The sequence below is a fragment of the Prevotella sp. HMSC073D09 genome, from assembly GCF_001814145.1.
Classification (GTDB): domain Bacteria; phylum Bacteroidota; class Bacteroidia; order Bacteroidales; family Bacteroidaceae; genus Prevotella; species Prevotella conceptionensis.
This window is the reverse complement of sequence record NZ_KV815097.1, coordinates 19,200-34,028: the sequence shown is the minus strand read 5'-3', so window position 1 is coordinate 34,028 and position 14,829 is coordinate 19,200. Positions and strand designations below refer to the sequence as shown.

Annotated in this window: 14 protein-coding genes; 13 read left to right on the top strand and 1 reads right to left on the bottom strand. The window is 46.8% G+C overall.

Going from position 1 to position 14,829, the window contains the following annotated elements; genetic code table 11:
- Nucleotides 1–717: 717 nt before the first annotated feature.
- The 13 genes from HMPREF2955_RS08470 (at nucleotide 718) to HMPREF2955_RS08410 (ending at nucleotide 13,362) form a co-directional block, all read left to right on the top strand.
- A complete protein-coding gene (locus HMPREF2955_RS08470) occupies nucleotides 718–1,158 on the top strand; it encodes an Imm12 family immunity protein (RefSeq protein ID WP_070722634.1) in 441 nt (146 codons plus the stop codon).
- A 332-nt stretch (nucleotides 1,159–1,490) separates the two neighbouring features.
- A complete protein-coding gene (locus HMPREF2955_RS08465) occupies nucleotides 1,491–2,879 on the top strand; it encodes an SLC13 family permease (RefSeq protein ID WP_070722631.1) in 1,389 nt (462 codons plus the stop codon).
- A gap of 166 nt (nucleotides 2,880–3,045) precedes the next feature.
- A complete protein-coding gene (pfkA, locus tag HMPREF2955_RS08460; protein ID WP_070722629.1) occupies nucleotides 3,046–4,023 on the top strand; it encodes a 6-phosphofructokinase in 978 nt (325 codons plus the stop codon).
- Between the two features lie 130 nt (nucleotides 4,024–4,153).
- On the top strand, nucleotides 4,154–5,683 hold the full coding sequence (atpD, locus tag HMPREF2955_RS08455) for a F0F1 ATP synthase subunit beta (RefSeq protein ID WP_019188483.1): 1,530 nt from the start codon (nucleotides 4,154–4,156) through the stop codon (nucleotides 5,681–5,683).
- Between the two features lie 21 nt (nucleotides 5,684–5,704).
- Entirely contained in the window at nucleotides 5,705–5,947 is a 243-nt protein-coding gene (atpC, locus tag HMPREF2955_RS08450; protein ID WP_070722627.1) for an ATP synthase F1 subunit epsilon, read from the top strand.
- 9 nt (nucleotides 5,948–5,956) lie between these two features.
- Nucleotides 5,957–6,376: a hypothetical protein gene (locus tag HMPREF2955_RS08445; protein WP_070722626.1), complete on the top strand. Its 420-nt coding sequence runs from the start codon at nucleotides 5,957–5,959 to the stop codon at nucleotides 6,374–6,376.
- Nucleotides 6,377–6,402: 26 nt separating this feature from the next.
- Complete coding sequence (gene atpB, locus HMPREF2955_RS08440) at nucleotides 6,403–7,458, top strand: F0F1 ATP synthase subunit A (protein WP_070722625.1); 1,056 nt, start codon at nucleotides 6,403–6,405, stop codon at nucleotides 7,456–7,458.
- 191 nt (nucleotides 7,459–7,649) lie between these two features.
- Nucleotides 7,650–7,892, top strand: a complete 243-nt coding sequence (gene atpE, locus HMPREF2955_RS08435) for an ATP synthase F0 subunit C (protein ID WP_009229884.1) — start codon at nucleotides 7,650–7,652, stop codon at nucleotides 7,890–7,892.
- A gap of 8 nt (nucleotides 7,893–7,900) precedes the next feature.
- The gene (atpF, locus tag HMPREF2955_RS08430) at nucleotides 7,901–8,416 is read left to right on the top strand and encodes a F0F1 ATP synthase subunit B (RefSeq protein WP_009229883.1); all 516 of its coding nucleotides are present in this window, start codon (nucleotides 7,901–7,903) and stop codon (nucleotides 8,414–8,416) included.
- 7 nt (nucleotides 8,417–8,423) lie between these two features.
- Nucleotides 8,424–8,963, top strand: a complete 540-nt coding sequence (locus tag HMPREF2955_RS08425) for a F0F1 ATP synthase subunit delta (protein WP_070722623.1) — start codon at nucleotides 8,424–8,426, stop codon at nucleotides 8,961–8,963.
- A gap of 1 nt (nucleotide 8,964) precedes the next feature.
- Nucleotides 8,965–10,554, top strand: coding sequence for a F0F1 ATP synthase subunit alpha (gene atpA, locus HMPREF2955_RS08420; RefSeq protein ID WP_070722622.1), 1,590 nt, complete (start codon nucleotides 8,965–8,967; stop codon nucleotides 10,552–10,554).
- 74 nt (nucleotides 10,555–10,628) lie between these two features.
- Nucleotides 10,629–11,597 carry a F0F1 ATP synthase subunit gamma gene (locus HMPREF2955_RS08415; RefSeq protein ID WP_070722620.1) on the top strand — a complete coding sequence of 323 codons (969 nt, stop codon included), beginning with the start codon at nucleotides 10,629–10,631 and terminating at the stop codon, nucleotides 11,595–11,597.
- Between the two features lie 193 nt (nucleotides 11,598–11,790).
- Nucleotides 11,791–13,362, top strand: a complete 1,572-nt coding sequence (locus HMPREF2955_RS08410) for an NAD(P)/FAD-dependent oxidoreductase (protein WP_070722619.1) — start codon at nucleotides 11,791–11,793, stop codon at nucleotides 13,360–13,362.
- A 241-nt stretch (nucleotides 13,363–13,603) separates the two neighbouring features.
- Here HMPREF2955_RS08410 and HMPREF2955_RS08405 read toward each other — a convergent pair whose 3' ends face one another.
- Entirely contained in the window at nucleotides 13,604–13,840 is a 237-nt protein-coding gene (locus HMPREF2955_RS08405; protein ID WP_070722618.1) for a hypothetical protein, read from the bottom strand.
- Between the last annotated feature and the right edge of the window lie 989 nt (nucleotides 13,841–14,829).

The following is a 14,829-nucleotide window of genomic DNA, read 5'->3' as shown; positions in this document are numbered from 1 at the left end:
CAAAACGCACTGCGTTTAGCGGCATATTGCACTTTTTTTAGCAGCAAATAGCCCAAAATCAGGTTTAAACTGTGGTTTCATCAAATAAATATTCATTTTGTCTGCAATTACAACTAGCCCCTTTTTGCATCAAAGCAAACCTTCGCGAGAATCGTTTTTTTGCGACAAGGTGGGCGATTGGTTGACGGAAAGGCCACTTATTATGTTAAATTTTATGCTGAAAAATAGACAAAATGCGTGCGCTGCTCACATGTACATAGACAAAGAACATGAAAGCACGTACGCTTACGGCTGCCTGCGTAAGCGGTTGCTGAGCATGCTACTTGCGACCACTGGAGACAGCATCATGGAAACGCAGAAGTAATCTGCTGTCGACAAGCGGTTTTCAACTTGTAGAGAACGCACGAAATGAATTCCGCCAAGTCCTATTTTGGTGCACAACTACGTTTTGCCACAGACAAATGGTGGCAGAAATTCAGATTTTGTCGTATCTTTGTCTCGTGTTTCGTGCATGAAGAAGGCTGTTTATCTTGGTTTTACAAGACATAGACAATAAACACCTCTCAATTTATAGAGACATTAAAAGTCATGACGACTTCATTGTGTGATTGCTTATATAACGAGTTACATAGCCTTCAAAGTTCTTTTATTCCAAGGTTACATTAATGTATGCTTGTGGCTTTTACCGCGAGGTTTTAATATATAATGGTTTGAAATATGGAAATAGTTATAAGTTCTGTAATTGGGGGACAAATTGCGGCAGTAGAAGGTCTGGAGAAAGTTGTGCACGCCCTGATTATAGAGATGAGAATGTCTTTTAAGAAACAATTTGAAAATAAATCTTTTGCTGGTCTTGACAAGGTAAAGATTAATATGTATATTAGTGGTGACGTGTCGGAATATTGCACTACATCGGAAATTACTAAATGTCTGTATTTTGAGAGAAAGAAACAATTTATTTCGGAGTTTTGTATTGCTAGGTCTTATTGGACTTCTTGTTCACTGTCTGATGTGAAAGGGAAATTCCTGTTACTTATAGAGAATTTTTTTGTAAGTTTGAGTATGCTTATTAAGCACAGGCTGAAATGTAAAGGGTATGATTTTGATAGTGAAGTCTTCAAAGAAACAGTTTTGAAAAGTTTAATAGAACTTAGTTAGGCTAGCTACAGGAAGGGATGAATTACTCGTTTTTATTTTTCGCTATGTTTAAGCCCCCCTCTCATTGGTTAACGCTTTCTAATGCAAAGCTTGTTTATAATGTCTGCCATTGATTGTTGAATGATATGACAAAAGATTGAAAAAATACATCGCACTCCTTTTCCGCATTGCGGAGTAGGCGGAACACCTTGTTTTATTACGTGCGAGAAGAAACGCTGGTGGGAGTTATTGCGCAAAGAATGGGCATAGACTAAAAAAACGTTGAATAGTTTCTTTTGTTCTTGTTTGTTTCACAAACAATTGTTACCTTTGCGTTTAAATAGTCTAAGATAATGTCTCTGATTATCCTTTTAATCATAGTCGTTGGTTTTATTCTCATTAGCACAGAGAATGTTACAAATGTGAATAGAGCCGCTGTAGCAATATTCCTTGGTACAGTGGGGTGGGTGTTGTATGTTTCTTATGGAACGGATTTCGTGCAGCTGATGCACAAGCAGGCCTACGCCGACTATCTTAACGGCATGGCGCACACCAGTCAGGCTGTGAAACAGTTTATCGCTCAGACCATCTTTTTGCGTTATGTGGGTAAGGCTTGCGAGATAGTTCTCTTCTTGCTGGCCACGATGACCATCGTAGAGATATTGAACAATAATGGCTGTTTCGACTTCTTGGGTATATGGGCACGAACTCGTGACAGCAAAAAGCTGCTTTGGATGATGATGCTCATCGTCTTTGTGGTGTCTGCAAACTTAGACAACCTTACCACAACGGTGATGGCCTTGACGCTCATTCATCAGGTGATACCCAACAGGCGTTACCGAATGATTTATGGTAGTGTGGCTGTAATTGCTGCAAACATGGGCGGAGCATTAACCGTTATTGGCTCGCCCGAAGGTTTGGTGCTGTGGAATATGGGTGCGATAACTGCCACAAACTATTCGTTAAGCATGGCAGTACCTTGCATAGTTACTTGCGTTGTGCCAACCTGGTTGTTGTCTAGGGCATTGCCCGACCGTATCGACATTGAGTTTTTGCGCCTCCCTTATCGCGGCGACGATACCAACTTGAATGTCTGGCAGCGTCTTGTGATGTTCGTTGTGGGCATTGGCGGTCTGTGGTTTATCCCTACATTCCATAATATCACCAAGTTAAGCCCTTTCCTCGGCGCACTTTGCGTGCTGTCTGTGCTATGGGTGGTTAACGAAATATTCAACCGAAAGCTGCTTAACACGGGCGAAACGATACATCGCCGCATACCACGCGTGTTGCAGTATGGCTCTATGCAGATGATATTGTTTGTTTTAGGCATCATGTTTGCGGTGGGCGTAGTTAATGAAACGGGCTTTTTCAGCGAGGTAACGGCCTATATCGACAAACAGACACCCAACATTTGGTTCTTTGGCGTGGCAAGTGCGGCCATCAGTAGCGTGCTCGACAGTTTCGTTACGGCTATGTCGGCCGTGTCGCTACATCCCGTTTTGTCGGGCGAGAACGCCGAACTCACTTCATATTCGGCCAACTTCGCCCAAAACGGAGCTTATTGGAAGATGATTGCTTTTGCAACAGCAGTGGGTGGTAACATTCTGCCCATAGGCTCGATAAGTGGTTTGGCACTGATAAGAACGGAGCGTATGCGCGTTGGATGGTATTTCGCCAATGTGGGATGGAAAGTTCTTTTGGGTGGCGTATTGGGTATGGCTTTGCTTTGGCTCATTACGTAAGCAAACGGATGGAGGGTGTGCAATGGCATGCTAAGATTTGTACAATGGATAGGGATACCAACTTGTTGACTTGTCAACTTGTTAATTAGTCAACCAAAATAAAGGACGATTACGCTACACCTTATTATATATATAGGTGTAGAAACTAGATAAAGTTATCAAAACAATGACAAAAGTAAAGACGATAGGCATACTCACGTCGGGTGGGGATGCACCAGGAATGAATGCTGCCATACGCGCCGTGACACGCGCTGGCATTTGTAATGGGTTTAACATAAAAGGCATATACCGTGGTTTCGACGGACTAATAAATGGTGACATAAAGCCTTTCACCACCGAGAACGTTAGTGGTATCATCATGCAGGGCGGCACCATATTGAAGACCGCGCGCAGCAGTGAATTCACAACAGAAGAGGGAAGGAAGAAAGCTTACGACAACATCGTTAAAGAAGCGATAGATGCTTTGGTTGTGATTGGGGGTAATGGTTCGCTCACGGGTGCAATGGTGTTTGCAAGAGAATACGACTTGTGTTGTATTGGACTGCCAGGAACTATTGATAACGACCTTTACGGTACCGACTCGACCATTGGCTACGATACCACGATGAATACTATCGTGGAATGTGTAGACCGCATACGCGACACGGCGCAAAGCCACGAACGTATTTTCTTTGTCGAAGTAATGGGGCGCGATGCTGGTTTTTTGGCTCAGAACAGTGCCATTGCTGCTGGCGCAGAGGCCGCCATCATACCCGAAGACTCGACGGACGTTGACCAATTGGCGCGGTTTATGGAACGGGGCATACGCAAATCGAAGAAGAGTTGCATCGTCATCGTATCGGAAAGTCCCAAGTGTGGCGCACTGTATTATGCCGACCGTGTGAGGAAAGAGTTCCCCGACTATGATGTGCGCGTGTCTATCCTTGGGCATTTGCAGCGTGGCGGTAGGCCAACAGCCCACGACCGCATCTTGGCTAGCCGCACAGGAGTGGGCGCGATAGATGCCATCATGCAAGGACAACGCAACGTTATGATCGGTGTCCGCAACAACGAAATTGTATATGTGCCACTTTCCGAAGCCATTAGGAGCGATAAGCCCTTTGATAAAAAGCTGATAACCGTTTTAGACGAACTAAGCATATAAAAGGAACAACATTTGGAAAAGTTTAATGTTTGCATACATTAAATTGCCTGAACATTTTGGCAATTCCGTTTTTTATCGTTACTTTTGCGCAATCATTAATAAAGAAATATAATAAACTAGATATCTGAATATGTCAAACATAGAAGGACACATTTCGCAAATTATTGGTCCGGTAATTGACGTCTACTTCGACACTAAGGGCCAAGAGGAGGAGAAAGTGCTGCCGAAAATTCACGATGCCTTGCGCATCGTTAGGCCCGACGGCCGCGAATTGATAGTGGAGGTTCAACAGCATATTGGTGAAGACACTGTGCGCTGCGTGGCAATGGATAACACCGACGGTCTGCAACGCCACCTTAAAGCAACGCCTTTGGGCAGTCCTATCACCATGCCGGCCGGCGAACAGATTAAAGGCCGCATGCTGAACGTTATCGGCAAGCCCATCGACGGCATGTCGGAACTGAACATGGAAGGGGCTTATCCCATCCATAGGGAGCCTCCTAAGTTCGACGAACTTTCTACCCACAAGGAAATGTTGGCCACGGGCATCAAGGTTATCGACCTGTTGGAACCCTATATGAAGGGCGGTAAGATTGGTTTGTTTGGTGGTGCGGGCGTTGGTAAGACCGTGCTTATCATGGAACTGATTAATAACATCGCCAAGGGACACAACGGTTACTCGGTGTTCGCAGGTGTTGGAGAACGTACACGTGAAGGAAACGACCTTATCCGCGACATGATCGAGTCGGGGGTTATCCGCTATGGCGACAAGTTTAGGAAGGCAATGGAGGAGGGCAAATGGGACCTTTCGCTGGTTGATCCCGAAGAACTACGCCAATCGCAAGCCACCCTTGTGTATGGGCAGATGAACGAGCCGCCTGGCGCACGTGCCTCTGTGGCATTGTCGGGACTAACCGTTGCCGAGGAATTCCGCGATCATGGAGGGAAGGATGGCGAGCCGGCAGACATCATGTTCTTTATCGACAACATCTTCCGCTTTACACAAGCAGGCTCGGAAGTTTCGGCTTTGTTGGGCCGTATGCCTTCGGCTGTGGGCTATCAGCCTACGTTGGCCAGTGAGATGGGCGCGATGCAAGAGCGCATTACGTCTACTAGGCGCGGTTCCATCACGTCTGTCCAGGCCGTATATGTGCCTGCCGACGACTTGACCGACCCCGCTCCTGCTACCACTTTCACGCACTTGGATGCTACAACGGAGCTTAGCCGTAAGATTACTGAGCTGGGTATTTATCCTGCCGTGGACCCATTGGGCTCCACTTCGCGTATTCTGGACCCGCTGATTGTGGGTAAAGAGCATTACGAATGTGCGCAACGTGTGAAACAAATATTGCAACGCTATAAGGAATTGCAAGACATCATTGCCATTCTTGGTATGGATGAGTTGAGCGACGAAGACAAGCAGACGGTGAATCGCGCACGTAGGGTGCAGCGTTTCCTCTCTCAGCCGTTTACCGTTGCCGAGCAGTTTACGGGTGTTAAGGGTGCGATGGTAAGTATCGAAGACACCATCAAGGGCTTTAACATGATACTCGACGGCGAGGTTGACGACCTTCCCGAGCAGGCTTTCTTGAACGTCGGCACGATAGAAGACGCTATCGAAAAAGGTAAGAAGTTGCTTGAAGCAGCAGGTTCCAACTAGTTTGTGTAAAAGCATGTGTCTATGCTCAAATTGATTATTGTTTCTCCAGAAAAACAACTCTATCAAGGCGATGCCCAGAGCGTAAAGGTTCCAGGCAGTCTTGGTGAGTTCGAGATTCTCGACAACCATGCACCCATCATCTCTTCGCTAGATGCGGGCCAAGTGGTTTACGTCACGGGCGAGGGCGAAACGCATGAGTGTGCCATCACAGGTGGCTTTGTCGAGGTGCAAAAGAACGTTGTCTCCTTGTGTGTGGAGGTATAACGGCTCTCTATGGAAAGTGCTATGGACGAAAGGCAAGTAGGCAAACAAAAGCGACGTTTCATTGGGCAAAGCCTCGTTACGCTGGCCTTGTTGGCGATAGGCGTGTATGGTGTTGCCGAACTTTGGCTGGGTTATGCGGTTGCGTTGCCGTTGCTGGTTAGTTCGGTGGTCTTTTTAATCATCGAGACGGCAGACATCCTGGTATGGTCGCGCGTGGCGATAAAGTCGCCAGATAGTCTCCCCACCTTTTTCTTAGGTGTGTCGGGGTTTCGCATGCTGTTGTGTGTGTTGGTGTTTTTCGTGTACTACTTCGTGGTAGAAAGGCAAGCGATGTTGCTCTTTCTATGCGTTTTCGCCTTGTTCTATGCGGCGATGTTGGTGCACCACGCCACGTTCTTCTCAAACGATAAGCGTAAGTCGGGTACATAACGGCTATATAATAATAAGGTATTATAATGAAAAAACTAAGATATATATCGTTTCTGCTGCTGTTGCTTTTCACTTCGTTGTCGCTCCACGCGGCTAGCAACGGAGGGGAAGACAAGAAGGAACTCGATATTCCAGAGATCGTGCTCGAACACTTGTCGGATGCTTACGAATGGCACATCGCCACGTACGAAGGCAAGCATCTGAGCATACCCTTACCCATCATCGTTAGAAGTAGCGACACGGGCGAATGGTATGTGGGTACGGCTCATCATCTTCCGAACAACTTTTTCTTCGATGCCCAGCATCATGGAAAGATATATGAACGGCGTGCAGACGGTTCTACGACGCGTCCTTTGGACCTAAGCATAACCAAAGCCGTTGCTCAGATATGGATTGTTGTGGCGATTTTGCTCACGGTCTTCCTGTCGTGCGCACGTTGGTACAAGAAGGTAGATGAGAAAAGTGCTGCTCCCAGGGGTCTCGTTGGCTTGATGGAGATGTTCGTGATGTACATCCACGACGACTTGATAAGGCCTGCCGTGGGCGAACGGCAATACAAACGCTACGCTCCTTTCTTGTTGACGGTGTTCTTTTTCATCTTCACTTGTAACATGATTGGGCTTGTTCCCGTGTTCCCTGGCGGAGCAAACGTCACGGGTAACATCAACATAACCATGTTTTTGGCCATTACCGCGATGTTGGTTATCAACATCTTTGGCAATAAGGAGTATTGGAAAGACGTATTTTGGCCAGAAGTTCCCGTTGCCTTGAAGTTTCCCGTTCCCCTTATGCCGGTGATAGAGGTGTTCAGTATCTTCACAAAGCCTTTTGCGTTGATGATACGTCTCTTCGCCAACATGATGGCTGGTCATGCCATTATATTGAGTTTCACTTGCGTGATATTCCTTGGATGGAACATGGGCGTAGGCTATGGCCTGGGATTGAACACGTTTGGTATAATCATGTTGCTTTTCATGAACTGTCTCGAATTGCTTGTCGCATTCGTGCAGGCGTATGTGTTCACCATGCTTAGTGCCGTCTTTATCGGCATGGCTCATCGTGAGCACCACGTTGCCGAGTAGTTTCCAAGAGTTTATCAGCCTTGTGCAGAACACACTTTAACGGGCAGAGTTCCTCGGGTGAATGTGCTATTGGGTGATAAGTTTAACATAGGTGTGCATGCCACAAGAGGCTTGGATGCCACTGTAAGAAACGTATTAACGAACAAAACAACTAAAATAGAATATAAACAATTAATAAAAGAATAAGAACTATGATGATTACAACATTATTGGCTGCCGAGGGTCTGGCTCAGCTAGGCTGCGGTATTGGTGCAGGTATTGCTACAATTGGTGCAGGTTTAGGTATCGGTCGCATTGGCGGTAGCGCAATGGATGCCATTGCCCGTCAGCCCGAAGCCACGAACAAAATACAGACCAACATGATTGTTACGGCTTCTTTCGTTGAGGGTTGTGCCCTCTTCGCCATTGCAGCGTGTGCATTCTTGATTAAATAAGTAACCGAATGGAGAATTTACCATCAATACTAACGCCCGACTTGGGCTTGCTCTTTTGGATGCTCTTGGCGTTCTTGGTGGTTTTTGTTGTTCTAGTTAAATACGGTTTTCCTGTTATCATCAGGATGGTTGAAGACCGTAAGACGTACATAGACGAAAGTCTGCGCAAGGCTCATGAGGCATCAGAACGGCTAGAAAACATCAAGCAAGAAAGCGAACAAATTCTTCAAGACGCACGAGAGAAACAATCACTCATCTTAAAGGAGGCTGCCCAAACACGCGACGCCATAGTTGAGAAAGCTCGACAGACGGCTCACGAGGAGGGTGTGCGACTGCTCGAAGAAACCAAAAGGCAGATAGAGGTAGAGAAACAGAATGCCATCCGCGACATTCGTACACAGGTGGCGGAGCTAAGCGTGCAGATTGCCGAGAAGGTTGTGCGTGAAAACTTGGCCTCCAACGCTCAACAGATGTCGTTGGTTAACCGTTTCTTAGACGATGCTTTCTCTGTAAACCCCAACTAAACGAGTTATGGATATAGGGTTAATAGCTGTTCGATACGCTCGCGCATTGCTCAAAGCTGCCATTGATGACCGCTGTTACGAGGATGTGTATAACAACATGACGAACCTGTTGGAATGCTACCTGCATGTTCCAGAGCTCCGTCCTGCGGTGTGCAACCCCATGTATTCACGGTCGAAGAAAAGCTCAGTGGTGATGGCGGCATGCGGGACGCCCGCTGTCGAACTCACGAAACGCTTCATCGCTTTGGTGTTGCGCGAGGGTAGGGAAGAAGTGTTGCAGTTCATTGCCTCGTCTTTCATTAACCTGTACAGGCAACATTTCCACATTACAAGCGGCAAAATCACCACGGCCGTGCAACTCACTGCCGAGGTTGAGCAACGTATGCGTCACTTAGTGGAAGAGCGAACGCAGGGAACTGTCGAGTTCACCACGGAGGTAGACCCTGCCATTCTTGGCGGATTTGTGTTGGACTACGACACCTATCGCATGGATGCCAGCGTGAAGAGCAAACTTAATCGAATTCTAATAGAATTAAAAAACAAGTAACATGTCTGATAAAATAAGGCCCAACGAGGTCTCAGAGATATTGTTCCAACAACTTCAACAAATCAGCGACGGGCAGGACTTTGACGAAATTGGCACTGTCCTTACCGTTAGCGATGGCGTTGCGCGTGTCTACGGATTGCGTAATGCCGAAGCCAACGAGTTGCTTGAATTTGAAAATGGAACCATGGCCATCGTCATGAACCTGGAAGAAGACAATGTTGGCTGTGTGCTTTTAGGACCTACCTCTGAAATCAAAGAGGGGCAGGTGGTAAAGCGCACGCACCGCATTGCCAGCATTCGGGTGAACGACAACATGCTTGGGCGTGTGATCAACCCCTTGGGCGAGGCTATCGACGGGCTTGGCGAAATTGATTTGTCTAACGCTTTCGAGATGCCGCTCGACCGAAAGGCACCTGGTGTTATCTTCCGTCAACCCGTTAAGGAACCACTTCAAACAGGACTTAAAGGTGTAGACTCGATGATTCCCATTGGAAGGGGGCAACGTGAGCTCATCATTGGCGACCGCCAGACGGGTAAAACGGCCATTGCTCTCGACACCATCATCAATCAAAAGAGTTTCTACGATGCCGGCAAGCCCGTGTATTGTATCTACGTTGCCATTGGTCAAAAGGCCTCTACGGTGGCTACTTTGGTACAGACACTGAAAGAACGGGGTGCGTTAGACTACACCATCATCGTGTCGGCAACAGCTGCCGATCCCGCTGCCATGCAATATTACGCGCCATTCGCAGGCGCTGCCATCGGCGAATACTTCCGCGATCGTGGCGAACACGCGCTAGTTGTTTACGACGACCTTTCCAAGCAAGCCGTTGCCTATCGTGAAGTGTCGCTCATCCTTCGCCGCCCTTCGGGTCGCGAGGCTTATCCTGGTGACGTTTTCTATCTGCATAGCCGTCTGTTGGAACGTGCTGCGCGCATCAACGACCAGCAAGAAGTGGCCGAACAGATGAACGACCTGCCCGAATGTCTTAAAGGTCACGTAAAGGGAGGTGGCTCGCTAACGGCACTTCCTATCATCGAAACGCAGGCCGGCGACGTTTCCGCCTACATTCCAACCAACGTAATCTCCATTACAGATGGCCAGATATATTTGGAAACCGACCTTTTCAACCAAGGTTTCCGTCCTGCCATCAACGTAGGTATATCGGTTAGCCGTGTGGGTGGCTCTGCTCAAATCAAGAGTATGAAGAAGGTTGCGGGTACACTTAAAATAGATATGGCACAGTATCGCGAGCTGGAGGCTTTCTCTAAGTTCTCAAGCGATATGGATGCCGTTACCGCAATGACCTTGGATAGGGGAAGAAAGAACACGCAATTGCTCATTCAGCCCCAATATTCGCCAATGCCTGTGGGCGAGCAAATTGCCATATTGTATTGTGGAACGCGCGGTTTGATGCACGATGTGCCCGTAGATCAGGTTCGTGAATGCCAGACGCTGTTCCTCGACAAGTTGCGTTCAACCCACCAATCTACCATTGATTTCTTGGCAAGTGGCGGACTGAACGACGAGGCTTGTGGCGTACTCGAATCCGTAATGGCCGACATTGCGGGACAATTCCAAAAAGTTTGAACATTTAAGGCTGGCCTTGTTCCGCCTCACAACGGTATGTGAGGCGGACGAGGTCACCCTTCAACACATAGCGTATGCCTTCATTAAAAGAGATAAAGACACGAATTGCTTCCGTTAACAGCACCCGTAAGATAACGAGTGCCATGAAGATGGTGGCATCGTCTAAGCTGCACCATGCTCAGCAATTGATTGAGAACATGCTGCCTTACGAGAGTATGTTGGAGCATATCCTCAAAGCTTTTCTCGCGTCAATGCCAGAGGCTCGCACGCCATTAAACGTGGAGCGCAAGCAGCTTAAACGCGTTGCGCTTGTGCCTTTTTCAAGCAACAGCAGCTTGTGTGGCGGTTTCAATGCCAACGTCACCAAGTTGTTGCAGCAGGCGGTGGCACACTATCGAGAGCAAGGCGTTACCGACATCGTGGTTTACCCTATCGGCAGAAAAATCACCGAGCAGGCAACCAAGATGGGATTGCAGATAGGTGGCAATTTCAACCTTCTTGCCGAGAAACCCAATGCACACCAATGTGCAGACATCGCCACAGACTTGTCGGAACAATATGCAGCAGGCGAGCTAGACAGAGTTGAGCTTATTTACCATCATTTCAAGAGCGCAGGCTCGCAGATTTTGACTAGAAGAACTTTCTTGCCTATCGACCTCTCCACAGAATTGGGGCGTTTTAGCGACCGCGACCTAAGTTCTAATGTGGTTACGGCCAAGGCACAAGAGTATCTTAAGAAAAAAGCAGCGAAGGAAGAAAAGACCAAGGATGAGGCAAAACCCCTTAACGACAACTTCCTTGTTGAGCCAGACATGGAGACAATACTAACAACGCTCATCCCCAAAGAGTTGAACTTGATGGTGTACACGGCCTTGCTCGACAGTAATGCTAGTGAGCATGCGGCGCGTATGGTGGCCATGCAAACAGCTACCGACAATGCCGACGAACTGCTCAGAGGCTTGAACTTACAGTATAACAAGAGTAGACAGCAGGCAATTACCAACGAATTGCTCGACATTATGGGCGGCAGCGTAAACAACTAATTGTCCTGTTGTGTTTCTTTTGTCTTCGTTTGCGTTTGGCAACTTTGCGTATTAACGTCCTTGTAACTTTGTTGTAATGGCCGTTAAAGCGTAAAGTTGTCAATCTTTGTTTTTAGGATAACCCCATGGGGCACACATTTCTTACGCGCCCTTACACCCTTTCTCACCCACACATTTCCCCCATTTTACACCAATGACATACGAATATCAATTGCGTTTGTTGCCCCAGCAGGCATACACCGAAGACAGCATCCGCGACTACATTGCACATGATAAAGCACTTGATGTGCGAACCATCACACACGTTCAGGTGCTCAAGCGCAGCATCGACGCGCGCCAACGCACCATATTCGTTAATCTCTCTGTGCGGGTTTTCGTTAACGAAATGCCCGAAAAACTAGAATATCAGGTTGTAAATTACCCTGATGTGTCGCATTGTCCCCAAGCCATTGTTGTGGGGGCAGGTCCTGGCGGATTGTTTGCAGCACTTCGTTTGATTGAACAAGGCATTCGTCCCATTGTCGTTGAACGAGGAAAAAGCGTTAACGAACGTCACCGCGACCTTTCCCTAATAACCAAGGAGCAAAAGATAAACCCCGAAAGCAACTATTGTTTTGGTGAAGGCGGCGCAGGCGCTTATTCAGATGGCAAGCTGTATACGCGGAGTAAGAAACGCGGCAATGTAGAGAAAATATTAAACGTGTTCTGCCAGCATGGTGCTTCAACGTCCATCTTGTCAGACGCTCACCCCCATATCGGCACCGACAAGTTGCCAAAGGTAATCGAGGCAATCCGCAATACCATCATCAACTGTGGCGGAGAAGTGCACTTCCAAACCAAGATGACTGCCTTCTTAATGGAAAGTAATAAGGTGATTGGCGTGCAAACACTTAATAGTTTAACGTGCGAAGAGCGGAATTTCAAAGGTGCTGTAATCTTGGCTACAGGCCATAGCGCACGCGATGTGTACCAATATCTAGCCACGGCAGGCATCCCCATCCAACCCAAAGGGCTGGCCATAGGCGTAAGACTCGAACATCCGTCAGCCTTGATAGACCAAATTCAGTATCACAGCAAGAACGGACGAGGCAAGTATTTGCCTGCTGCCGAATATAGTTTCGTTGCTCAATCGGCCGAAAGGGGTGTTTATTCGTTCTGTATGTGTCCTGGTGGTTTCGTCATTCCAGCAGCAACCGAGCCCGAACAAATCGTGGTTAACGGCATGAGTCCTGCCAATCGAGGTTCCAAATGGTCCAATAGTGGCATGGTGGTAGAGGTGAGACCCGAAGATGTTGAAGGCGACGACGTGTTGAAAATGATGCACTATCAGCAGTCTATTGAACACGATTGTTGGGTGAACGGCAACTGCAAGCAGACCGCACCCGCACAGCGAATGGTCGATTTTGTTAATCGTAAGCTAAGTTACGACCTGCCCCGAAGTAGTTATTCGCCCGGATTAATATCCAGTCCCCTGCATTTTTGGATGCCCAAACACATTGTTTCGCGTTTGCAAGAGGGCTTTCAGAAGTTTGGCCGTACCAGTCATGGTTTCTTAACCAACGAGGCTGTGCTCATTGCTACCGAGAGCAGAACCTCTTCACCCGTTCGCATCGTGCGTGATAGAGAGAACTTTCAGCACATTAGTGTTGGTGGCTTGTTCCCTTGCGGCGAGGGTGCGGGCTATGCTGGCGGCATCGTTTCTGCTGCTATGGACGGCGAACGCTGTGCAGAAATGTGTGCTGCTTACGTCAAGGCGATAGGCTAGCTGTTAATAAGCTTGCATAACTTGCACATGATAGATATTGTAAGTGGATTTTTGATGTTGTAAGTATGCCTTTTACAGGCCTAACAAAACTGCCGCTGTCTTTGGCGCATGCGACGAATAGATGTAGTAAGGATGCCATTACAGGCTTAACAAAAGACACGGTAACGTGTTCGTTTTAGAGAGAAACGGCGAGGCTGCTTGTCGGTAAAGACCGACAAGCCCATGTGCCAATGGCCAGCTACTATCGCCCAGCCTTTGAACCTTTTTTCCTTTCTTTTCTCAACCTTTCTTCTTCCTGCCTTACTAGCGCGTCCATTCTTTGGGACTGCGCTCTCAGAAATTCTGCTGAATAGCGCATCCCTTTCGATTGCATCAAAGCCCGATGTTCTTTGTCGTCTTTGATACATTTTTCGTCCCACGCTCTGTGAAAGTCGTTGAGATAACCATCTTCCCTAAACATTGTTGTATCTTTGCGCATGGCTTTTGGGTTTGTTCCTTTGTTTTTTAATCAATGTAAAGGTACTCATTTTCAGTGAGCCATACAAATTCTAAGTTCTCTTTGTTTCCAACTTACGTTAATCTATGTTTGTGGTTCATCACTTGCGAAGTTTTAGTGTGTACAAAATGTATCCTGTTCAACGCTTCTTTCTAGAAAGAATAATGCACTATAAGCAGGAATTTAGATGTTGGGGCCGCCTGTACTTTTACTATGGCAATAAGTTGAGAGGGGTTTGTTGTCTTTGTGATGTCAACACAAGATAAACACCCATCTCATATACGAAGTGCCCGAAAGACCAACTCGCTGGTGTATGAACTCACGAAAACTCAACAACTCCCGAATACATCAACTCTTCAACTTACGAACTCAAGAACTCATCAACTCTTAAACTTGCTAACTCTTAAACTTACAAACTTATAAAATCACAAAACTTAAATTCTTGCTTTTTGTTTTACAAAGTCCGTTCAATTCTCACCTCGTTCTAGCGAAAATATAAGTTAAAAAGTAGCTAAATTACTACCATTTCCAGTCTTTCAAGTCTTTTGTTCTGTCTATTTTTAAGAATAGAACCTGCATTTTGCACCATTTTGCCTTTCTAGTTTGGTCGTTGACTCGTAATTTTTCACGCCCAATTTTACCCTTTTAGACCCTAAAATCTCACTTTTTAACCACCATTTTGCCCTTTTTAGCCTTGTTTTTAATGGTCCTAAAAGGTTTTGTCTATACCCTTGCAGTGGATATTTATACTTTTCGACTTGCATTCAGCAGCATTTTTCACTGCATTTAGCACCAAAATGCACTGCGCTTAGCACCAAAATGCACTGCGTTTAGCACCAAAACACACTGCGTTTTGCACCAAATTGCACTGCGTTTAGCACCAAAATGCACTATGTTTAGCCGCAAATAGCCCAAAATCTGGTGCAAATGACGATGATTTTAAATAAAAATTCATTTTGCAGCATTCACAT